21 protein-coding genes are annotated in these 22,418 nt (G+C 44.6%); 17 read left to right on the top strand and 4 right to left on the bottom strand.

Translation table 11 applies throughout. The features are described 5' to 3' along the window. Window positions 1-88 precede the first annotated feature (88 nt). The 5 genes from ACK1LH_RS05615 (at window position 89) to ACK1LH_RS05635 (ending at window position 7,326) form a co-directional block, all read left to right on the top strand. Window positions 89-1,087: a carbohydrate ABC transporter permease gene (locus tag ACK1LH_RS05615; protein ID WP_203289792.1), complete on the top strand. Its 999-nt coding sequence runs from the start codon at window positions 89-91 to the stop codon at window positions 1,085-1,087. 14 nt (window positions 1,088-1,101) lie between these two features. After that, a complete protein-coding gene (locus ACK1LH_RS05620) occupies window positions 1,102-2,421 on the top strand; it encodes a carbohydrate ABC transporter permease (protein WP_051826969.1) in 1,320 nt (439 codons plus the stop codon). A gap of 40 nt (window positions 2,422-2,461) precedes the next feature. Next, complete coding sequence (locus tag ACK1LH_RS05625) at window positions 2,462-3,562, top strand: Gfo/Idh/MocA family protein (protein WP_411334678.1); 1,101 nt, start codon at window positions 2,462-2,464, stop codon at window positions 3,560-3,562. 113 nt (window positions 3,563-3,675) lie between these two features. Beyond that, window positions 3,676-6,678: a glycoside hydrolase family 2 TIM barrel-domain containing protein gene (locus ACK1LH_RS05630; RefSeq protein ID WP_411334679.1), complete on the top strand. Its 3,003-nt coding sequence runs from the start codon at window positions 3,676-3,678 to the stop codon at window positions 6,676-6,678. A 141-nt stretch (window positions 6,679-6,819) separates the two neighbouring features. Beyond that, the gene (locus tag ACK1LH_RS05635; protein ID WP_411334680.1) at window positions 6,820-7,326 is read left to right on the top strand and encodes a GNAT family N-acetyltransferase; all 507 of its coding nucleotides are present in this window, start codon (window positions 6,820-6,822) and stop codon (window positions 7,324-7,326) included. Between the two features lie 16 nt (window positions 7,327-7,342). Here ACK1LH_RS05635 and ACK1LH_RS05640 read toward each other — a convergent pair whose 3' ends face one another. Both ACK1LH_RS05640 and ACK1LH_RS05645 read right to left on the bottom strand, forming a co-directional pair. Then, window positions 7,343-7,603, bottom strand: a complete 261-nt coding sequence (locus tag ACK1LH_RS05640; protein ID WP_411334681.1) for a hypothetical protein — start codon at window positions 7,601-7,603, stop codon at window positions 7,343-7,345. A gap of 725 nt (window positions 7,604-8,328) precedes the next feature. Beyond that, window positions 8,329-9,084 (bottom strand): alpha/beta hydrolase, encoded by a 756-nt coding sequence (locus ACK1LH_RS05645; RefSeq protein ID WP_029282418.1) that lies wholly within the window; start codon window positions 9,082-9,084, stop codon window positions 8,329-8,331. 159 nt (window positions 9,085-9,243) lie between these two features. Between ACK1LH_RS05645 and ACK1LH_RS05650 the strand changes: the two genes are divergently transcribed. Then, on the top strand, window positions 9,244-10,476 hold the full coding sequence (locus ACK1LH_RS05650) for an MDR family MFS transporter (RefSeq protein WP_411334682.1): 1,233 nt from the start codon (window positions 9,244-9,246) through the stop codon (window positions 10,474-10,476). Window positions 10,477-10,543: 67 nt separating this feature from the next. Then, the gene (locus ACK1LH_RS05655; RefSeq protein ID WP_029565204.1) at window positions 10,544-11,092 is read left to right on the top strand and encodes a hypothetical protein; all 549 of its coding nucleotides are present in this window, start codon (window positions 10,544-10,546) and stop codon (window positions 11,090-11,092) included. Between the two features lie 23 nt (window positions 11,093-11,115). On the opposite strand, the gene ACK1LH_RS05660 is transcribed toward ACK1LH_RS05655, so the two are convergent. After that, window positions 11,116-11,853, bottom strand: a complete 738-nt coding sequence (locus ACK1LH_RS05660; protein ID WP_411334683.1) for a TIGR02206 family membrane protein — start codon at window positions 11,851-11,853, stop codon at window positions 11,116-11,118. 141 nt (window positions 11,854-11,994) lie between these two features. On the opposite strand from ACK1LH_RS05660, the gene ACK1LH_RS05665 reads away from it, so the two are divergent. From ACK1LH_RS05665 to ACK1LH_RS05685, 5 genes are all read left to right on the top strand, one after another. Then, window positions 11,995-12,516, top strand: coding sequence for a helix-turn-helix domain-containing protein (locus tag ACK1LH_RS05665; protein ID WP_411334684.1), 522 nt, complete (start codon window positions 11,995-11,997; stop codon window positions 12,514-12,516). A gap of 23 nt (window positions 12,517-12,539) precedes the next feature. Further along, entirely contained in the window at window positions 12,540-13,319 is a 780-nt protein-coding gene (locus tag ACK1LH_RS05670) for a CPBP family intramembrane glutamic endopeptidase (protein ID WP_411334685.1), read from the top strand. Between the two features lie 24 nt (window positions 13,320-13,343). Beyond that, entirely contained in the window at window positions 13,344-14,267 is a 924-nt protein-coding gene (locus ACK1LH_RS05675) for an ABC transporter ATP-binding protein (RefSeq protein ID WP_411334686.1), read from the top strand. Next, entirely contained in the window at window positions 14,236-15,063 is an 828-nt protein-coding gene (locus ACK1LH_RS05680; RefSeq protein WP_411334687.1) for an ABC transporter permease subunit, read from the top strand. Before ACK1LH_RS05675 ends, ACK1LH_RS05680 begins: the two co-directional genes overlap by 32 nt. Before the next feature lie 503 nt (window positions 15,064-15,566). Next, window positions 15,567-16,130: a cysteine hydrolase family protein gene (locus ACK1LH_RS05685; protein ID WP_411334688.1), complete on the top strand. Its 564-nt coding sequence runs from the start codon at window positions 15,567-15,569 to the stop codon at window positions 16,128-16,130. Between the two features lie 103 nt (window positions 16,131-16,233). Here ACK1LH_RS05685 and ACK1LH_RS05690 read toward each other — a convergent pair whose 3' ends face one another. Continuing rightward, complete coding sequence (locus ACK1LH_RS05690) at window positions 16,234-17,001, bottom strand: SurA N-terminal domain-containing protein (protein ID WP_411334689.1); 768 nt, start codon at window positions 16,999-17,001, stop codon at window positions 16,234-16,236. 202 nt (window positions 17,002-17,203) lie between these two features. Between ACK1LH_RS05690 and ACK1LH_RS05695 the strand changes: the two genes are divergently transcribed. From ACK1LH_RS05695 to ACK1LH_RS05715, 5 genes are all read left to right on the top strand, one after another. Continuing rightward, the gene (locus tag ACK1LH_RS05695; protein WP_282034879.1) at window positions 17,204-17,572 is read left to right on the top strand and encodes a VOC family protein; all 369 of its coding nucleotides are present in this window, start codon (window positions 17,204-17,206) and stop codon (window positions 17,570-17,572) included. A 3-nt stretch (window positions 17,573-17,575) separates the two neighbouring features. Then, complete coding sequence (locus ACK1LH_RS05700) at window positions 17,576-18,085, top strand: acyl-CoA thioesterase (protein ID WP_029282397.1); 510 nt, start codon at window positions 17,576-17,578, stop codon at window positions 18,083-18,085. A 9-nt stretch (window positions 18,086-18,094) separates the two neighbouring features. Continuing rightward, window positions 18,095-18,637 carry a GNAT family N-acetyltransferase gene (locus tag ACK1LH_RS05705; RefSeq protein ID WP_411334690.1) on the top strand — a complete coding sequence of 181 codons (543 nt, stop codon included), beginning with the start codon at window positions 18,095-18,097 and terminating at the stop codon, window positions 18,635-18,637. A gap of 144 nt (window positions 18,638-18,781) precedes the next feature. After that, window positions 18,782-19,249, top strand: a complete 468-nt coding sequence (locus ACK1LH_RS05710; RefSeq protein WP_411334691.1) for a MarR family winged helix-turn-helix transcriptional regulator — start codon at window positions 18,782-18,784, stop codon at window positions 19,247-19,249. Continuing rightward, window positions 19,246-22,401 (top strand): MMPL family transporter, encoded by a 3,156-nt coding sequence (locus tag ACK1LH_RS05715; RefSeq protein ID WP_411334692.1) that lies wholly within the window; start codon window positions 19,246-19,248, stop codon window positions 22,399-22,401. Before ACK1LH_RS05710 ends, ACK1LH_RS05715 begins: the two co-directional genes overlap by 4 nt. Window positions 22,402-22,418 lie beyond the last annotated feature (17 nt).

The following is a 22,418-nucleotide window of genomic DNA, read 5'->3' on the forward strand; positions in this document are numbered from 1 at the left end:
GTCATTGTAAGCGTTTTCTTTTACTCCTATACTAGAAATATCAAAGAATTAACTTACAGCAGCTGAACTAAAGAAACGGGGTGGGGGCTTGTCAAAAACAAGAGACGGGGGAAATTTGCACGCATTGTCCAATACAGAAATGGTGCCTGCTGCACCTGAGCAGCCGCTTCAATTGAACAAGAGCCTGATTGCGGCAAAGAAGCGAAACAAAAGAGAATACATCACAAATAAGCGGGTGGTTCCATGGCTGTTTCTGCTGCCTGGTATCTTAGCAACCCTATTGCTTAAATACGTCACGATCGGCACAAGCGTTACATGGTCTTTTTTTAATGTCACCGTCCAGGACATGCCGGGGGAATTTGTCGGCCTGCAGAACTATATCAATCTCTTTACAGCTCCGGATTTCGGCATCACGTTCGGAAATACGCTTGTCTATCTCGGTCTGACCCTTTTATTATGTTTTCCGGTTCCGATCATTCAGGCAGTCATTTTAAATGAGATCAGAAGCAAAAAGCTGAAAAACTGGTTCTCGACATTATACATCCTGCCTGCAGTTATTCCGGGCACAGTCATCATTGTCATCTGGAGATGGATCTGGAATCCGGAATATGGGGTGGCAAACTACATCTTCGGCTTGTTCGGTCTAGAAAACCAGGCGTGGCTCAGCGATCCTGAACTTGTCAAACTGTGCATCGTGATTCCCGGAATACTCGGAGGCGGATTATCCGTGCTTCTGTATTATGCAGCTATTCTTGGGGTCCCGAAAGATATTTATGAAGCAGCAGAGCTTGATGGCTGTTCAGGATGGAAAAAAGTCAGGTATATCATTCTGCCAAATATCAAATTTATCATTCTTGTTCAGCTGATCATGACAGTTATCGGCACATTTCAGATTATGGATGTCATATTCCAGTTTACAAACGGCGGCCCTGCAGGGGCATCGAATTCACTGGGTCTGAACATTTACAAGCTGTTCAATGAACAATTCCAGTACGGACAGGGCAGCGCATTATCAACTGTCTTGCTTCTCATCATTGCCATCATTACACTCATTCAGCTGAAAGTCAGCAAAACGGATGCAGACTAAAAGAGGAGGGCCAAATGAAAAAGCGAAATTGGACACAATATGCGACGGTAAGTGCAACGGTCATCATGATAGCGGCTCTTCTTTTTCCATTGTTTTATGCGCTCAGCATTTCACTGCAGGATGAATTTTCAATCTATAAACCAAAGCCGCAGTTCCTCCCCGAGAAGGGTAAAAATGTTGTGCTGGAAGTGGACCTTGCTTCTCTTAAAAATGAAGGCAATTTAGAAGATGCCATCCTTCAGGATGCGACTCTGGCGATTTTCTCAACCTTTATCGAACAGAGAAAAGAAGGAATTACAGAGATTGATTTTATTGGAAAAATGGATGGCAAAGTCATCTTCCGTTCCGAGGCCCATACGTCAAAGCTGGCACTTGAAAATGATTATGGAGTCTACAAACGAACAAACCCGACGCCAAAAGTTCTCCTTGGAAAAGACCGCTACAAACAGTTCATGGAGAATATGGGCTACGAATTTGATCCAGGCGGAATACAGGGTGAAAACATAGAGAAAAGTGAAAATGAATCCGGTCTCGTTCAGTCAGTAAGCGAAAACTTTAAAGAGAAATATCCGCTGAAAGGCGAGCTTGCAAATGTTGGAGTTACGTATTCATGGATGCAGGTCATTGAAAAATATGCCTACTACTTTACGCTGCCTAAATACATGTTCAGTGATTCAGAAGCCGTTGCAAAATACGGACTTTTCGCCTTCGCATTCAATACGTTTCTGACAACGGTTTGGGCCATTTTGTGCCAGGTATTCCTGCCGGCCCTGACAGCCTATCCGCTTGCGAGACTCCTGAAGAAAAAAACATCAGACGCCGTGACGATGTTTTTCCTGATCACGATGATGATTCCGTTCGTCAGCATTATGGTGCCACAGCTCATTCTCATGAAAAGTGCGGGAATGTATGACAACTATTGGGCGATGCTTGTTCCGTGGCTTGTGCCGTCACCGTTTTATATTCTTTTGTACAAGGCATTTTTCCAAAGAATCCCTCACAGCTTGTTTGAGGCGGCAAGAATGGACGGGGCAGGAGAATTTTATATCTTTACGAAAATCTGCATGCCCATCTCAAAGCCAATCATTTCGCTTATTGCCATTCAGGCGTTTATTGCAGGCTGGTCCGATTTCTTCTGGTATTTTATTTCAACTAAGCAGGCTTCACTCTGGACCTTGAATGTGGCGATCTTCAACATGAGCGAATCCCAGGCAATCAAACAGAATTTCCTGATGGGCATTTCGGTTGCTTCCGTTATTCCAATCATTATCTTCACCTTTATTTTTGCAAGACAGCTGAAAGAGGGAGCGCTTGGTTCTTCTGTAAAAGGCTGAAAAACTGTAACGAACCAAACTTGAACTGGAGGAAAACACGATGTCAAACAAAATTCTTAAGGTTGGAATCATTGGATGCGGGGGAATTGGAACTCAAAAACACCTCCCTGCTCTTTCAAAACAAAAAAATGTGGAACTGACCGCTTTTTGCGACCTGGTTGAAAGCCGTGCACAAGACGCTGCTGAAACGTTCGGAACAGCAGGAGCGAAAGTATTTACGGATTATAAAGAGCTCCTAAAAGAAGAGCTGGATGTTGTGCATGTCTGCACGCCAAATAAATCGCATTCTTTTATTACAATTGATGCCCTTGAATCCGGCAAACATGTCATGTGCGAAAAGCCGATGGCAAAAACGGCTGATGAGGCTAGAGCAATGGTAGAGGCAGCAAAAAGAACCGGAAAAAAACTGACGGTCGGCTATCAGAACAGATACCGGGATGACAGTCTGCATTTGAAGAAAGTATGCGAATCGGGCCAGCTTGGGGACGTTTATTACGCAAAAGCACATGCGGTCAGAAGACGGGCAGTGCCGACCTGGGGAATCTTTTTAAACAAAGAAGAACAAGGCGGGGGACCGCTCATTGATATCGGTACGCATGCTCTGGACCTGACGCTGTGGCTGTTAAATAATTACGACGTGAAATATGTGGTCGGCAATACATATAAAGCGTGGGACGGCCGTACAAGCGAAGCGAATATATTCGGTGCATGGAAACAGGAAGAATATGAAGTGGAAGACTCAGCATTCGGATTTATCACTATGGAAAACGGCGCAACCATTGTGCTTGAATCAAGCTGGGCTTTAAACACGCTGGATATTGGCGAAGGGCAGACAACGCTGTGCGGGTCAGAAGGCGGTGCCGATATGAAGGACGGCCTCAGAATCAACGGGGAAGAATTTGGAAAGTTCTTCATGAAAAAACCTGAGCTGAATGACGGATCGGTCGCTTTCTTTGAAGGGGAGACGGAAGAACCTCAGGACAGAGAAGCAAGAATGTGGATTGAGGCCATTTTGGAAGACAGGGAGCCTCTTGTAAAACCGGAAGAAGCCCTCCGCGTGAGTGAAATTCTCGAAGCCATTTACGAATCGGCTAAAACAGGAAAACCCGTTTATTTTAAAAAAGAAGAAGCATTTGCCTGAAGAATAAAGGAAACCGGCACAATCTAAAGAAATAGGAAAAGAGCTATCCGCTGCTGATAACGGGGATAGCTCTTTTCAGTCAATTAAAAATACAGCAGAAAGAGGCATCTAATATGACCCTTGAAAAAGTATGGGAAAACCCTCAAATCCTTCAGATAAACCGTGAAAAACCGAGAGCGTATTACATACCCTGCCATGACGAGAGCGCGAAAAGCAGAAATCGCCAGCTTTCAGATCACTTCCGCCTTTTAAATGGGGAATGGAAATTCAGTTATTTTTCCAATGTTAATGACATTAATGATAAGCATGTTTCAAACGAAGTAGATGTTTCGGGCTGGGACCGCCTGCTGGTTCCTTCATGCTGGCAGACAAACGGCTATGATCAGATGCAGTATGTAAACGTCAGGTACCCTTTTCCGTTTGATCCGCCGCACGTTCCGAATGAGAATCCGGCGGGAGTTTACGTAAAGGACATTCAGATATCTGACCTCAGTGAACGCAAGGAACAATTCATCGTTTTTGAAGGAGTCAGCGCCTGCTTCTATTTATATGTAAACGGGCAATTTGCCGGATACAGCCAGGGAAGCAGAATGCCTGCCGAATTCAACATCACTCCTTATCTGAAAGATGGAAAAAACAGACTGACTGCCGTTGTCCTGAAGTGGGGCGACGGAAGTTATCTTGAAGATCAGGATATGTGGAGATATACCGGGATCTTCAGAGACGTCTACTTGCTCAGCCGGGATGCAATCCGCATAGAGGATGTGTTCAACAGGGCTGTCTTGTCTGAAGACCTTACTCAGGGAGAGCTTCAAATCGATCTTACCGCGAAGGGAAGCTGCCATGCAGAGGTTCTGCTGAAAGATGAAAGAGGAGAAACGGTCGGTCATATAGCCAGGGAAATAAATGGAACTGAATCATTAAGCATGACTGTGGACAGTCCTGCTCTCTGGAATGCTGAACATCCTGTCCTGTATGATCTTTATGTGAAGAGCGGAGAAGAGGTCCTCCATTTTCATATTGGATTCCGGCGGATCACGGTTGAAGACGGAGTCTTTAAGATTAATAATGAAGCAGTCAAATTAAAGGGTGTGAACCGCCATGATTCTCATCCGAAACTAGGCCATACAATTCCTCTGAATCATATGAAAAAAGATTTGCTGCTCATGAAAAAACATAATATGAACACTGTCAGAGCTTCGCATTATCCGAATGATCCAAGATTTTTGACCCTTTGCGACCAGCTTGGTTTTTATGTTATTGATGAAGCGGATCTTGAATGCCATGGTGCAGGAGAAGCGGGCGATATTCACTGGCTCAGTAAACAGGAGGACTGGCAGGCTGCCTTTTTGGACCGTATGGAAAGGCTGGTCGAGAGAGATAAAAACAATCCTTCTGTCATCATTTGGTCACTCGGAAATGAGGCAGGATACGGAATCAATCATATCAAAATGGCGGAATGGACGAAGAAAAGAGATACTACAAGACTCACTCATTACGAAAGTGCGGCAGAAGGATACAAAGGGCATGAAAATACAGAAGCCCTTGATATGGAAAGCAGAATGTACCCGACTCTTCAGTATGTAGAGGACTATGCCAATAATGAAAACAAGACAAAGCCGATGTTCCTATGTGAATACTCGCATGCCATGGGAAACGGGCCGGGAGATGCGGCTGACTACTGGGAGCTGATTTACAGGTATCCAAAGCTTATGGGCGGCTGCATCTGGGAATGGAATGACCATGGAATCAGCAGGACAGATGACAGCGGAAACGTGTCGTATGCCTATGGCGGGGATTTCGGCGAACCCATTCATGACGGAAATTTCTGCATCGATGGACTCGTTAAGCCGGACAGAACCCCTTCAACCGGCCTGAAGGAAATAAAGGCCGTGTATAAACCGGTCCGTTTTACAATGAAGAGCGCCGAAGAAAGATTGGTTGAAGTAACGAACCTGTTCGACTTTACCAATCTCTCAGACTATGAAATTCAATGGATGGTGGAACGGGACGGTGAAGTGGTTCAGCAGGATGTCATTTATGATCTGGACCTTCATCCGAAAGCGTCAAAAGTCATTCAGATTCCTTATGACATTCCGGAAACATCAGTCAGCAGCTATTACCTGACAGTTTCCCTCCTTCAGAAAAAGACAGCACCATGGGCTGAGAAAGGCCATGAACTCGGTTTTGAACAGTTTCTCCTGCCGGTCATCAGGCAGGTACCGGAAAAACGACCAGGAAAGCATCCTCTCAAAACAGAAAAAAACGGCAATAGCCTTGTGATTTCAGGTCTCGATTTCACCTATGTCTTCAATCTGGAATCCGGCCAATTTGAAAAAGTGTCGCTCAATGACTATGAATGCCTTGCTGGAATTCCGTCCTTTACTGCTTGGAGAGCTCCGATTGATAATGATGCACCAATTTTACAAGAGTGGAAGAAACATGGTTTTGACAAGCTGAATATGCACACATACAAGGCGGAAGTTGTGCAGGAAGATGAAAGCTTGATTGAACTGCAGGTCCATTTTTCATTAAGTGCATTCAGCCGTTTTCCGGTGGTAAAAGGAACAGCAAACTGGAAGGTGCACAGCAGCGGAGCCATTGCCGTTACCTGCCAGGCTGATGTAAACGGTGCAGTTCCTTATCTTCCGAGATTCGGTCTTGAAATCCCGATGCCAAAAGGAAATGATGAAGTGGAGTATTTCGGATACGGACCGCACGAAAGCTATGTCGATATGAAGTCATCCGTACGGAAAGGCAGGTATCTCACAACCGTTCAAGACTTGCAAGAACATTACATTTTTCCGCAGGAGAACGGCTCACGGTACGGAACAGACTGGGCGATTGTGTCCAATGAACTTGGGATGGGGATGAAGTTTTCTTCAGACGAAGGCTTTTCATTTAATGTTTCCAGGTATGCTCTTGCAGAGTTGACGGCCACTTCACATGATCATCAATTACAAGAAGACAACAGCAGAACATGGGTGTATATTGATTACAAAATGAGCGGTGTCGGCTCGGGAGCATGCGGGCCTGCGCTTGCTGAAAACTATCAGGTGAATGAGAAAAGTATCAGCTTTTCATTTGAAATGGAGCCGGTATTTAAAGAGCATTAAGAGTCAGGCGAAAAGACCAACCGGAAAACGGCTGGTCTTTTCGCTTTTCATACAGTGTCCGGCATTCTCTGTTAATGAGTAAAATAGACTGATGGTATAAGAACTTCATAAAACCAAGAGTTCGGACGGGGGAAGCGGAATATGGATGTTTTTATTGAAAAAGTGGACCGCCAGACGGCTGCTGAAATTCTGGGGTGGCGCTATGAGGCACCGTATGACTTTTATAATATGGATGTAAGCGAAGAGAACATTCATGGAATGCTTACACATCCCTACTATGCAATGAAGAACAAAGCGGGGGAGACAGCGGGCTTTTTCTGTTTCGGCATCACGGCTCAGGTTCCAAGCAGATATATGGCTCAAATCTATGCTGGAAACATGATCGATATCGGACTTGGCATGAATCCTCACTTAACCGGAAAAGGGCAGGGATCTGCTTTTTTTGCCTATATTCTCAATCAGGCAAGAGCAGGCTTTCCGAATACCCCGCTGCGGCTGACAGTAGCCTCCTTTAATGAGAGGGCTTCACGCGTATATGAGAAAGCGGGCTTTAAAGAAGCGGTAAGGTTTGAGAAAGAGAGGGTTATTTATAAAGTTATGGCGCTGGAGGAGCGTGGATTTAAAAGCAACCAGCAAGCTCAGGTATGATTGAGCTTGCTGGTTTTTATCCTTTAAGCGATCCGAAAAAATACAGGATCCCGAAGATAAGAAATGCTCCAACAATAGTCAGCAGCACAATGATGCTTATGAGAATCCAACCAAGTTTTTTTCTGCCGGTCCGTATATAGAAAGCGCATAGAGCGAAAATGGTAAAGAAATAACCAAGTACGGCCCACAGCCACCTGTTTTTATTGTATTTCGGAGCTTTAATGAATAAGTAAACCGCAAAAACAGCACTAAAAAGAAAATTGTATATCCATTCCATGCATCAAAACCTCTATTTCTGTTTTGTTATGAATCTTAATTTCTACTGAAAATAATGACTTCTGTTAAGAGAGGCAGATCCTCCTAAATGTAATCATACCCGAATCGCCCTTGCTATTCATTCATTGTACCGTTTGCTTCCTGAAAACGGCAATAAAAAAAGAGTACAAACCATGGTAAGGGCCATAAGGAAATGAGAAATTGACCTTTCAGTGCTGCTGGAATGATGTGAAGGGTTGTAAAGAAGTGAGAAATGACCCTTTAGTGCAGCTGTAGTGATGTGAAGGGTTATAAGTAAGTGGAAATTGACCCTTTAGTGCAGACGGAGTGATGTGAAGGGTTATAAGTAAGTGAGAATTGACCCTTAAGTGCAGCTGTAGTGATGTGAAGGGTTATAAGTAAGTGCGAATGGACCCTTCAGTGCAACCGTAATGATGTGAAGGGTCATAAGGAAGTAAGAAATGACCTTTCAGCCTAGCCGTAGTGATGTGAAGGGTCATAAGGAAGAAGGTGTTGACCCTTCAGCCCGGCCAGAGCGATGCGAAGGGTCATAAGCCAGTGTGAAATACCCCTTTAGCCCAGCCAGAGTAGTGTGAAGTGTCATAAAACAACAAGAAAAAACCCTCCAATCCGGCTCAAGCCTACTGAAGGGTCCTAAAGCATGATCTAATCCTTAAGCCGGAAAAAGTCACGAAAGCCGCCTGCTCCCCGCAACATCCAGCCTTCCTAAACAGCCGTCTGATTCAATACATGCTCGATAAACTTAAGCGTCTGATCAATGATGATTGGCTGATCATGGTCAAGTGTTGCCACATGGTAGCTGTTTTCAAGCACAATCATTTTTTTATGCTCAGAAGAGATTTCATCCATGATGAGTCTGGAGTTATCCGGCGGAACAACGTGGTCTTCTGTTGATACAAAAACGAGTGCCGGGCATTTGATTTCATGTAAGTTTTGTCTCACAAGCGCCATAAGCTTATTAATTTCTTTTATGGATTGAACAGGCGTTTTATCGTAAGCAAGCTCGGTAACGGCAGGATTCTTAATGTCAGATCCGATGGCATCGAGAAAGCGGGCCTGAATCTGCTGGGCGCCTGCCATTGTCGGGATGTCGACCGCTGCGTTGATCGGTATAATCGCTTTGATTTCCGGGTGCTTTTGGGCAAGGTAGAGTGTCAGGGTGCCGCCCATGGACAAGCCGGTGACGAAAATGGTGCTGCAGCGGTCTTTAAGCCACTGGTAGCCTTCTTCTACAGAAGCGGTCCAATCCTCATATGTGGTTCCTTCCATTTCCTCGTAGTGCGTGCCATGTCCTTTGAGCCTCGGACCGCATACGGTGTATCCGGCTTTCGCATATGCCTCGCCAAGAGGACGCATGCTCTGGGTGGAGCCGGTAAATCCATGCGATACGAGAATTCCGATCGAATTGCCTTCAAAGTAAAATGGTTCTGCTCCTTCTAATACGGGATAACGTTCTGACATCCTCATTCCTCCTTTAAAAATGAAAACCCTTTCTCAGAACGATTCGATACTGGGCATAGAATCTCCTACTTAAGAATGAGATTCTTCGTTCCATTTAAGGATTCGAAAACTGTGAAATTGTGGTAAACTTTCTCTTATTACAGGACGGAGGATACAGAAATGAAGCAGCTTAAACACGTTCATCCGCTCGGCTGGAACATCCTGATCGGAACCATTTTCGGGCGCATGGCCACATCAATGAGTCTTCCATTTTTAGCTATCTATTTAACTCAGGTGAAGGGCGTATCGGCCGCTATGACCGGGACGATTATCGCCGTAAGCTCGCTAGCCGGCATTTTATCAAGTTTTTACGGCGGATATCTGTCAGACAAACTGGGCAGGAAAAAAGTGCTGATCACATCTATTTTCGGATGGGTCTTCGTCTTTATTGGCTTTGGCGCTGCAGATACAGTTCTCGCATTTTTCATTATGAATGCGCTGAACGGAGTATGCCGCTCCGTCTTTGAGCCAACTTCAAGAGCCCTTTTATCCGATCTGACAGAACAGAAAAACAGGCTTCTTATCTTCAATTTAAGGTACGCTGCAATCAATGTGGGAGTCGTTTTCGGGCCGCTGCTCGGCATTTATTTAGGTTCGGCAAAAACAACGTCGCCGTTTTTTATAGCCGCGATTATCTATGCTCTGTACGGATTCTCCCTTCTGATTACGTTCATGAAAACATCACATAAAACGGAAACGAAGGAGGCTGCGCGGATATCTTTTAGAGAAGCCGTGCACGTGACAAGAAAAGATAAATTGCTGCTCCTGTCCCTGGTCGGCATCATCCTGTGCATCACCGGATTTTCCCAGCTGACCTCGACGCTGCCACAATTTTTTGCGATGTCGCCTGACATTAAAGACGGGGCTAAAACATTTTCGATCCTGCTGTCTCTAAACGCCGTCACAGTGCTGCTGATTCAATATCCGATTGTAAGAGTGGCCAAGAATCATCCGCCTATTTTCTCTATTATTCTAGGGAACTTGCTTGTCGGACTCAGCCTGTTCAGTTTTGCATTCGCGCACAGCATCTGGCTTATTGCACTGGTCGTGATTTTGTTTACAGTAGGAGAGGTTCTGCTCTTTTCCATGATGGACGTCCTAATTGATGAACTGTCAAACCCTGAAATGAAGGGAACGTACTTTGGCGCCATGGGCTTTACCCAGCTTGGAAATGTCATCGGCCCCTGGATTGGCGGTGTCCTGCTTGATGCATATGGAATAAGCAGTCCGGCGGCCGTCTTCAGCTGCCTCATGCTTGTGACCCTTTCTGGTATTCCGGTTCTTTTTCTGGTGAAAAAAGAGATGGAGAGAAAAACCGAAGCGAGCGTTCTTAACCAACAGGCACACATTTGAAAAATGTTAAAAAATTGAAACTTATGGAACCCTCTGAGCGTATTACATAAAAAAAGGGGGACGTAACATGAAAAAACTTGGCGCATTTTTTGTTATTGCTGCTGCACTGCTTTCGGGAGGATGTTCGCTTGAGGCGAATGCCGTGCCGAAAGACGTTAAGAGTGATATCCAAAAAGAATTCGGAATAGACATCTATGTCCCGGAGTTCAGTGAGTATCCGGTGGTATATGCTGAAGTTTTTTACCCGCCGGCGGAAATAAAGAACGGAAAGAAGGATCTGGAACTAACCTATGCATCTGAGATTGGGGAGCTGGAAAAAGAGGAGAAAAAGTCACCTGACTCGTCAGATTCCAAGCTTTTTTACGGTCCTTACAGCGGTGAACCAAAATTCAGACTTACCTACAGCTCTTATATGCTGGATTTAGATGAAGATGAGAGCAGGGTTGTGGATGGTGTAAACGTTCAATACAACAAACTTGAAGATAAATTTCTTCTAGTATCCTTCAATTCAGAGGGAGGATCTTACAATTTTGAATTTTTATTGAGCAGTGATTTTTCAGAAGAAGATGCGCTTGATGTAATAGAGGATGTGCTTAAGCATACAGAAGAGAAGTGATTTCGGTCACTTCTCTTTTTTGATTACATAGATCTTTCTGCCTTGCTGTCTTTCATTTTTTCAGTGTAAAACGGAAGGACAAGAAGCACAAACAGGCAAAACGCAACAGCCTCAAGAGACAGAAGATACCACGGATACGGTCCGAGGAAATCAATCGGTGTCGGGTTCACAGGCTTTTGCGAGAGGAACATATAATTTCCTCCAAGAGCGCGATTGACGAAAAAGATACAGACAGCGGCTATATTCAGAAAGCCCATCGTTTTAAAAACCGACTTGAACGTGACCCCATATCCCTCCGTCCATACAAAAAAGAAGCAGGTCATCATGATGACGGAATGGGTCAGGAAGAAATGGAAATAGCGGAGATGTGGGAAGCTGTAGTTAAGTTCAGGGGTCAGGAGCGCAAGTCCTGCGCCTGCAATTCCGATGAAATACACGATTTCAAAAATACGTCTGTTTTTTGTGATCAGCAGGATGATGCACAAAAATAGACTCATGCTGCACAGTTCAAGCGGCAGGGTATAGGCGGCGTTCCACGTTCCATTCCAAAGGAGCCAGATATGGTAGGCGGCTTCAAACAGCACTCCGGTCCCTGCAAGCAGAAGTCTGAACCCCAAATTCCATTCCTTTTGGAGGAGTGTATGCCGCATCGCATACATACCGGCAAGCAACAGGAGCAGAAAACCAAGTCCTGCAAGATGAGCTGGAGAAAATAACGAGAAGGATTTCTGATCATAGGCTGTGCTGAAAAAAGAATTCACCGGATTCATCTCTCTTCATTTTTTCTTCATTATAAGGGTTTCAGAGTTTAATAAAAAGATAAAAATTGGAAAAAAACAGTTGAATGTTATCACTTTGTATATTATTATTAAAAGTGATAATAAAAGTTGGAGGGTTTTTAAGTGAAGAGAAAAATGGACTTGATTCTTCATCCTGTCCGGTTAAAAATTGTCCAGTCCCTTTTAAATGGCAAGACGATGACGGTGCATCAGCTGGCTGAACGGACTCAAGATGTTCCACAGGCTACGTTATACAGACATCTGAATAAGCTTCTTGAAGCAAACATTCTTTCTGTGGTTCAGGAAAATCAAATTAGAGGAACAGTTGAGAAAGTATATGCGCTGAATGAACCAGCCATTCAGTCCCATGAGGATTTGCTCAATCTCACAAAAGAGGAGCATCTCCAGATGTTTATGCATTTCACCACTCACCTAATGGGGATGTATGAACATTATTTAGAGAAAGAAAAGCCTGACCTGGTAAAGGACGGCGTAACCTACAGGGTGGCAAATGTCCACCTCTCAGACGAGGAGTATATGGAAACGGCACAAGAAATCGGGAAGATCATTTTGAAGGCAATGAAAAATGAGCCTTCACCTGAACGCAAAAGCAGAAACATCGCAACGATTGTCATACCTGAGTAGAAGTCATTTGGGGGGAATCTCTTATGAAAAAATTGGATGTAAAGCTTGCATTGTTTATTGGAGTCATCTGTTTTGGAGCAGGTTTTTTGCTCCTGCCTTACCAATTAGAGACTTTAAAGTCAGCGCTTCCGCAAAACGAGTTTGAGAAGATGACAGCGGATATGCCGATGGTGATTACGTCTCTGGCTTTTTCCGCGCAGCTGTTTGTTATGAGTTTCCTGTTAGCCTGGGCAGGGTTTAACCTTGCTCGGAAAACGGGTTTTTCGTTTGACATTCTGCAGTCCTTTTTTGAAAAAGGGCAAAAGAAATCGTTCGGGGGTAAACCTTTCTTGCTTGCAGTCTTTTTTGGAGTGATAACAGGATTCCTTATTGTTGCTTCGGATCGTTTTTATTTTGAAAGCCGCATTCCTCAATTAAATGAGTTCAGCCCCGAATTCTCATGGCTTGGTTTGGCTGCGGGTGTAATAGGGGGAGGCGTTTTTGAAGAAACGCTTCTTCGCCTGTTTTTTGTCTCCTTTCTTGTTTGGGGATTCCGCAAGATTCTAAAGACAGATAACAAGGCAGTTTATTTGGCGGCCATCCTCATAGCTGCTTTGGGATTTGCTGCGCTGCATTTGCCCTTTACATCCGTCGTGTTCGGGGAGCTGACAGGGTTAATCGTGTTCAGAAGCTTTTTGCTTAATGGCATCGGTGGAATTTTCTTCGGTTATCTCTATTGGAAAAAAGGATTCGAATACGCAATCATTTCTCATATGTTTGCCCATATTTCCATGCAGCTGCTGTTTATTCCGCTATTCTATTAATGGGAGAAAAGGAGATATACAAATATGATTAACGTCAAGGGTGCATCAAAATCGTTCGGCAGTCACTCAGTGCTGAATGATGTGAATTTTAAAGCGGAAGAAGGCAGGATTATCGGGCTGCTCGGTCCGAACGGAGCGGGAAAGACAACGTTTATCCGGATCATGAATGGCGTCATCAAACCTGACAGAGGTGAAATCTCCATTTTTGGCCATGATCCTGCCTCAAGCGGAGATGAAATCAGGAAGCTGTCCGGTGTTGTGACAGAAAGTGCCGGCCTATATCACCAGTTAAGCGGACAGGAGAATCTCTCTTTTTTTGCTGATTTATACGGCGTAAAAGAAAAAGCGAGAACGGCAGAGCTGCTTGAGCTTTTTGATCTTGCCGAACATAAAGACAAACCGGCCGGAACCTACAGCACAGGCATGAAAAAACGCCTTGCTCTCGCGAAAGCACTGCTGCATAAACCAAAGCTTCTTTACTTAGATGAGCCGACAAACGGACTGGACCCGGACGGCATCAAGATGGTCCTTTCCTATTTAAAAAAATATAACAAAGAAACAGGCACAACCATCATTATCTGTTCCCATGTTCTTCATCAGCTGGAACCTGTCTGTGACTCTTTTGCGTTCCTTGAAAACCGGACGATTGTTGAACAGGGCACGGTATTTGAGCTTTCAGATAAATACTTGAAGGATGTCAAAGTAAGGGTGTTAACGGAGCCGGCTATGATACAAAGGGATGCAGCCAGTTTTCCTTTTGACCAGCTGAAACCGGGAGAAGCGGTGTTCACTCTGCCTTCTAAAGAACACATTTCAGGGCTGCTGAGGGAACTTTTACAAAAGCATTCTATTTATTCAGCTGAGATGGTAAACAGCGGACTCGAGGCCATCTATTTTAAAGTAAGGGAGATGCACAATGAACAGAACAATCATGAAGGCCATCATTAAAAAAGACCTGAGAGACATTATCCGGAGCAAGAATCTGTTTGCCGTACTGATCATTATCCCTGTTCTTTTTTCAAGCGTCATCCCTGCAGCCATTCTTTCTGCCGCTCTCTTTTTGGATCTTGAGGAACTTGCCGGGAGTGACGCGGAGAGGATGATCTCAAGCTTCATGACCCAGCTGAACCGGGAAAGCATTGCCTTTGAAACTGTTGAACAGCAGTTTGTCTTTTTATTTCTAAATTACATGCTTCCATCTCTTTTTCTGCTCGTTCCGATTATTACAGCAAGCGTAGTCGCAGCGAACAGCTTTGTTGGCGAAAAAGAGCGGAGAACACTTGAGAGTCTGCTGTTTTCACCGGTGTCTGTTAAAACGCTGTTTGTGAGCAAGATCATTGGATCATTTTTGCCATCGCTGCTTGTATCGTTAGCAAGTTTTGTTCTAAGCGGGATTATTATCAACAGTCTCGGCTATCAGCTGTACGGACAAATGATCTTCCCGTCCGCCAACTGGCTAGTTCTTATTTTCTGGCTGTCTCCGATGGTTTCCCTGCTGACAGTCCTGCTGAACGTGCTGATCTCTTCACGGGTGAAGACGTATCAGGAAGCACAGAACATCGGCGGGGTCATTGTCCTGCCTGTGGTGGCAATGATGGCCGGCCAGGCAAGCGGACTCTTTCTCGTCGGAGCTGGTGTTACCTTTTTAATCGGGCTTGGCCTGCTCCTTGTTAATCTGTTGCTGGTAAGCAGAATGGCAAAGTTCAGCGACCGGTATATGCTGTTTGAAAAGCAGATTCATTGATGTTGAAAATTGGGGAGTTGAATAGTGCCATCAAGCAGGGAGATTTGGAGGTTGATGGCACTTATCCGGAAGAATAGAACCCTCAAACAGAGTAATCTCAGAGTTGATGGCACTTATCCGGGAGAATAGAACCCTCAAGCAGAGGGATCTCAGAGTTGATGGCACTTATCCGGGAAAATGGTACCCTCAAGCAGAGCAAACACAGACTTGATGGCACTTATCCGGGAGAATAGAACCCTCAAGCGGAGCAAACACAGAGTTGATGGCACTTATCCGGGAGAATGGAACCCTCAAACAGAGAGATCTCAGAGTTGATGGCACTTATCCGGGAGAAAGGAACCCTCAAGCAGAGCAAACACAGAGTTGATGGCACTTATCCGGGAGAATGGTACCCTCAAGCGGAGAAATCACAGGGTTGATAGCACTTATCCGGCAGAATAGAACCATCAAGCCGGAGGAACTCCTGACTTGATGACACTAATCAAACAAGGGAGAGCGAAGAAATGGATACAGCTATACTTGTACTTGATATTCAAAAGGGCTTTATCAGCCAAAAAGCTCGAATGCCCGCAGCAGCACATCAAATAGAACCGATGCTGGAGAATGTAAATGACATTGTGAAGAAAGCTGATCATAAAAAAATACCTGTAGTGTATATTGGCAATGAATATGTACCAAAACAATTCATAGCCAATTTTTTAACGAAAAAATCAGCATTAAAAGGGAGCGAGGGTGCTGAGCTGGATGAGAGGCTTCTGAGGGTGAATAATTGTTATTTTTCGAAAAACAAATCGAGTGCGCTAAGCAATCCGGAGCTTGTTGCCTATTTAACGGCTAACAGAATAAAACATTTAGTTATTGTTGGTTTGTTTGCAGAAGCCTGTGTAGCAGCAACTGCACTCGATTCCATCCGGAAGGGGTTCACTGCAGCAGTTGTAGAAGATGCAATTGCAAGCATAAGTGATGCAAGGAAAGAGAAGTCTTTAAAGTACATGCATTCAAAAGGGGCTGCAATCATTGATTCCTCTCAGTTATTCAAGAATACCTTCATGGAAAACTTGGGTTAGTTCTTTAAAGTTTCCGTCAATCAAATCGTACCGGGCTAACTGGTCCTTGAAACTGTCTAACCACCAAACAACCCCCGCTGACAGATCAGCGGGGGTCTCTACATTAAATCTTTAGATCAATCTTTGCATTTTTCTTAAGTTCTTCCACTTTTTGAGCCAGAAGCTCCTGTTGTTTTTGCTGTTTGAGCGATTGCTCGATTTGCGGTTTTACTTCCTCAAGCTTAGGTACTTCCTGTTTTGCTGCTTTTCCTTGCTCTGCGTACTGGTCATACGTTTTTTGGATCTCTTCATCAGAGATTTCACCTGCAGGCACTTCTTTTTCGATATATTGTCTGAATTTAATGTCATCGGCAATCTGCGACTCAAGAGTTTTCATGTCCATGCCTGATTTTTTGAGTGCTGCTTCAAATTCTTTTTCTGTTTTGAATTGTTTTTTCGTTTCATCAAGCTGTTTTTTTACGTCTTCATCAGATGCTTTGTAGCCTTTTTTGTCGGCTTCCTGCATAAGAAGGGTTTGTCCTACCAAGCTGTCAAGCGTCTGCTTTTTCACTTGTTCGGCAGCTTCCTTGGACGTTGGATCCTGGCCCATTTGCTGCATTTGTCCTTGAGTTGCCTGAAGGACGCTGTTGTAGTCTTTTCCAAGAATCTTTTCATCATTAACGAGAGCGACCGTCTTCTTTTCATCCACTTGCTGTTTTTCTAATTTTTTCTGCATTTCTTCCATTTGCTTTTGCTGTTCCTTCTGCTGATCGGTTTCGGCTGTTTTTACTTTATCTTCCGTTTTAGCCTCTTTGCTTTCTTCGTTGCCTCCGCATGCGGCTAAAACAACGGCCATCAGACCTGTTATGAGTGAAAACATTATTTTTTTCATCATCGATCTCCTTCCTTTAAGCTAGAAGTATAATTTTTTCTAAAAAAAATCATCTAGTGCGCATTATAAAGGAAATGAATTGAAAAAGAAACCTTATGGGGCAGTTGTAACGAGATGTAATAAGATTGAAACCTTTTTTACGGGCAATATGATGCCGGAAGATATGTTAGAATATGGGTATTGAAAAGGGGGAATCAATCATATGGGAAAAGTGGTCGGTTTTGAATTAAGCAGCCAACATCCGGAAAAAGCGGCAGCATTTTATGAAGCGGTATTCGGATGGGAATCAGGGGAACCGGTTTGGGACTATAGAGAAGTAAAGACTGGACAGGGTGCAGCTGAAATTACCGGGGGAATCAGCAAAGGACCGGAGGATTTTCCTCATGGAACTAGAATCCAGATAGAAGTAGATTCTATTGATCAGACACTTGCCGCTGCAAAAAGGAATGGAGCTGTTATCGTCAGAGAGAAAATGGAATTTGACGATTTTTATCTTGCTTATGCAACAGACCCTGCAGGTATTGGGTTTGGTCTGATTGAAAGAAAGAATTCTTTACATAAAGGAGATTGACCAATGGCTAAACTGCCTCCAAAACCATGCTCAGAATCACGCGTTTTTCAAACAAACCGCGTGCTGCCTCCGGATACTAACAATCATCAGACCCTGTTTGGAGGAAAGCTGATGGCCTATATTGATGTTGTAGCGTCCATTTCTGCATCCAAGCACTGCAGAACAGAATGCGTCACAGCCTCAATGGATTCGGTTGATTTCCTGCACCCGATTCGTCCGGCAGATGCGGTGCATCTTGAATCATTTGTGACGTTTACTGGAAGGTCGTCGATGGAAGTGTTTGTAAAAGTAACGGCAGAAGACTTAAAAAGCGGGAAATCAAAGGTCGCAGCAACAAGCTTCATCACGTTCGTCTCACTTGACGAAAATGGCCGGCCAAAAGAAGTTCCAGCTGTCTTTCCGGAATCCGATGAGGAAAAATACTTATTCGCAACAGGTGATGAGCGCTCGCAGATCAGAAAATCAAGAAGAAAAGCAAGCATTGCCTTTTCTGAACAAATTAAACAATATTGAGGAATGATCATGTCCATCCTATACAGAAGCCTTCTTGAAGAAGATGTAAAACCGGCCCTGCTTGACCATTTTGTCCGTTATCAGAAAACGGAGCGTGTATGGTATGCAGAAAACGGCCAATTGAGGGAAAAGGAAGATTCCTTTACAGATGATTGGGACCGTGAAAAGAAGAAAGAAGTCATTCAATCCCTCAAACTATGCAAACAGGGTGGAGGCACTGTCATAGGCGCCTTCCTGGGAGAGCGCCTGATAGGTTTTGCCGCGGTTGAAGGAAAGAAGTTCGGGAGAAGCCTGCACTATCTTGAACTGTCATATATCCATGTCTCAAAAGAGACGCGGAGCAGAGGGACAGGTCTTGAGCTCTTTAAACTTGCCTGCACATATGCCAAACAAATGGGTGCTGAAAAACTGTACATTGGCGCGCATCCATCCGCGGAAACGCAGCATTTTTACCGGAAAGCAGGCTGCGTGCCTGCTAAAGAATTGAATCGGGAGATATACAGGCGCGAGCCGCTGGATCTCCAGCTTGAAGTGTCACTTGATCCTTTTTAAGGATCTTTTTTTTGTTCAAATTCTTAACACAATCTTCATTGACTTTTTTAACTCGGAACCATATAGTTAAATACGTTAAAAGTTAAATTGTTGAACTATTATTTTTGATAGAAGACGAACCTGATAAATAAGGAGGGACCTAGCATGTCATGCAGCAAGATAACGGAGCTTGTAGACCGGTACATAGCGGTTTCCTATTCTGTGACGAATATCGCGGAAACGCTTGTGAAAGAACAGATCGGAAGTGATCTGACGAATGATCAGCACTATATGCTGAGATACATGAGTCAGGCAAAGACCTGTACATCCACCGAACTGGCAGCTGCTTTTAATGTGAAAAAAAGTGCCATAACGGCCATCATTACACGTCTTCATGAAAAGGGACTGATTGAACGCGACCGCGATGAAAACGACCGCCGCGTCGTTTATTTAACGCTGTCTGATAAGGGACATGAGCTGTTTGAAAAAGCGGAAAACCGCATACATACGCTTGTGGAATCATTTATTAATAAATTTGATCCAGAAGAAATCACGCAGTTTATTGAAACCTATGAAAAGCTGAACAGACTTCTGCTTGAAAACAAAGAAAAGCATACGGGGGAATCTGAGTGAATACGATTATTAAACAAAAATGGCTTGTCCTGATTCTTTGGATTGCTGTGGTTGCCGGACTGCTGTTTACAGCTCCGAACATGGCGGACCTGGTCCGGGAGAAGGGCCAGATTGATGTACCTGAGGGCTATTCCTCTTCCTACGCATCTGAAATTCTTGATGAGGTGCAAAAAGAAGAAGGCGGGGAAGATTCAAGTTCGGTGGCTCTAGTCTTTTACAGCGATAAAAAGCTGACGAAATCAGAGATTTCCGAAGCGGAAAAGGCCATCCGCAGGCTTGAAAGAGAAGAAGATAAACTCGGTATAACCGAAATTCTCACCCATTTTAACGAAGAAAGCCTCAAAGAGCAGCTTGTCTCAAAAGACGGGAAAGCAATTCTTGCATCTGTCAATGTCGCATGGAACGACCGCGAATCGGAAGAAGTGAGAGATGCTCTCTATGAAGCAATCAGCGATGTGAACGTTGATTATGACTATACTGGCAACTGGATGATCAATGAAGATTTGATCAAGAGCTCTGAAGAAGGGCTGAAAAAGACAGAGGGCATCACGGTGATCTTTATACTCGCAGTGCTACTTCTCGTCTTCAGATCCATCGTCGCGCCTATTATCCCGCTTCTTGCGGTGGGCTTTACTTATCTTGCTTCACAGTCTATCGTTTCGTTTTTAGTAGATTCATTGGATTTTCCTATTTCCAATTACACTCAAATATTCCTTGTAGCCGTTCTCTTTGGAATCGGAACAGACTACTGTATTTTGATTCTGAGCAGGTTTAAAGAAGAACTTGCCACAAGTGAGACGGTGACTGATGCCATTGTGGCAACGTATAAAAATGCGGGCCGGACGGTCTTTTTCAGCGGTGTTGCCGTTATGATTGGCTTTGCTGCCATCGGGTTTTCACAGTTTAAACTCTATCAGTCTGCATCGGCGGTTGCAGTCGGTGTGGCTGTCCTGCTTATCGCGTTATTTACGATCGTGCCGTTTTTCATGGCCGTGCTTGGCGGGAAGATCTTCTGGCCGTCCAAAAGCAAAGCAGAACATGGTGAAAGCAGGCTTTGGAGCATCCTTGGAAGATTCTCGCTTGCCCGTCCGCTGCTCTCCCTGCTGATTGTTGCAGCCATCTGTGTTCCGTTTCTGGCCGTTTATGACGGCGAACTGTCATTTGATTCTCTGGAAGAAATCAGCGGGGATGTATCCTCGATCAAGGCATTTAATGCCATCGCTGACAGCTTCGGCCCGGGTGAATCAATGCCCACACAGATCGTGATGCAAAATGACGAGGAAATGGATTCAGCAGAATATGCAGCATTGGCCGAAAAAATCAGCCAGGAGGTCGAAAAAGTCGACCTTGTTGATAATGTCCGGTCCGTTACCCGCCCAGCGGGAGAGCCGATTGAAGACTTCTTTGTTGCCAAACAGGCGGAAAACCTGAGTGATGGACTCGGCGACGGCAAAGAAGGAATTGATGAAATCAGTAAAGGATTGAACGAAGCCGGAAGCGAATTGTCCAAATCGCAGCCGCAGCTGAATGAAGCAACAGAAGGAATTAACGGATTGATCTCGGGAACGTCTGAACTCCAGTCGGGGATAAATGAGGTTCAGTCAAATCTCGTAAAAATTGAAGATGGTATACGTCAGGGCAGTGCCGGCTCGGCGCAAATCAAAGATGGGCTTTTGAAAACGAAGTCAGAGCTGGAAAAGCTTTCGGCAGGGTATGAAGAGCTTGAGGCAAATTATAAGTTATTTGGATCTGGACTCGGCGATCTTACTGCAGGTTATAAAAAATTGGAAGCTGGTCTTTCATCATTGAATCAAGCTTTCAACAATTTAAATAGTGATGAATTTTCTGCATTGGGTCAGGAGTATACAAAGCAAGAAGGTAATTCAAAGAAAAGTTTAGAAAGCGACACTAGATACCAAACGCTTGTAGGAACAGTTGCGACAGCAAAAGAATCCCTCAACTTACTGTCTCCCGGTCTTAGTGAGCTGAACGGAAAGCTATCCGCGGTCTCAGCCGGCATGACCCAGGCAAACACAGGCTTCACCCAGGCAAACAACGGCCTTGCACAATTCCCTGGCGGCATCGACGCTCTTATTAAAGGTATTGATCAGCAGCTTGCGGGACTGAATCAGCTTGCTGACGGGCAGGGGCAGATTGCCGGAAATGTGCCGAAGCTTGCAAACGGGCTTGGAGAAGTCAATTCCGGTCAAAAGCAGCTGCTTGACGGGTTTGGTGATCTTGGCGGCCAGCTGGGTCAGCTGACGGACGGCTTAAATCAGAGCGCCGACGGGCTTAACCAAGTATCAGACGGAATCGGCTCTGCCCAGGATTACTTGACCGGCCTTTCCAAGTCCTCGGACCAAAATGGATTCTATCTCCCTGAGGAGGTTCTTGACAGCAAGGAATTTGCACAGGCGCTTGATGCCTACATGTCTGAGGACCGGAAAACGATGACGCTTGATGTTGTGTTTGAAGCAAGCCCGTATTCCAATGAAGCGATTGAACAAGTGCCCGAGATTAAAGAGGCTGTAAGCCGTGCTGTAAAGGATACAAAGCTTGAAAATGCAGATGTGGCGGTAGGCGGCATTACAAGCACGAACGCAGATTTGAGTGCTGTTTCTGCCCAGGATTACTCGCGTACAGTTATTTTAATGCTTGTAGGAATCTCTATTATTCTCATCTTTATGTTCCGCTCTCTGATTATGCCAATCTACATTATTGGTTCACTCGTTTTGGCCTACTTTACATCGATGGCGATCAATGAAGTGATATTTGTAGACATTCTTCAGTACACGGGCATAAGCTGGGCTGTTCCGTTCTTTGGATTTGTTATTCTTGTTGCGCTTGGCGTCGACTACAGTATTTTCCTGATGGACCGCTTTAATGAATACCGCGATCTGTCAGTAGGCGAAGCCATGCTGATGTCCATGAAAAAGATGGGGACAGTCATCATTTCAGCAGCTGTTATTCTCGGAGGAACGTTCGCTGCAATGATGCCTTCCGGAATGCTTTCTCTGCTTCAGATTGCGTCCATCATTTTAATCGGTTTGTTCTTATACGCACTTGTGATGCTGCCGCTGTTTATACCGGTTATGGTAAAAACATTCGGATCAGCGAACTGGTGGCCGTTTAAGAGAGTGTCGAACGAATAATAACAGACGCAAAAAAG

The organism is Metabacillus indicus (assembly GCF_046603695.1).
Taxonomy (GTDB): Bacteria; Bacillota; Bacilli; order Bacillales; family Bacillaceae; genus Bacillus_P; species Bacillus_P indicus.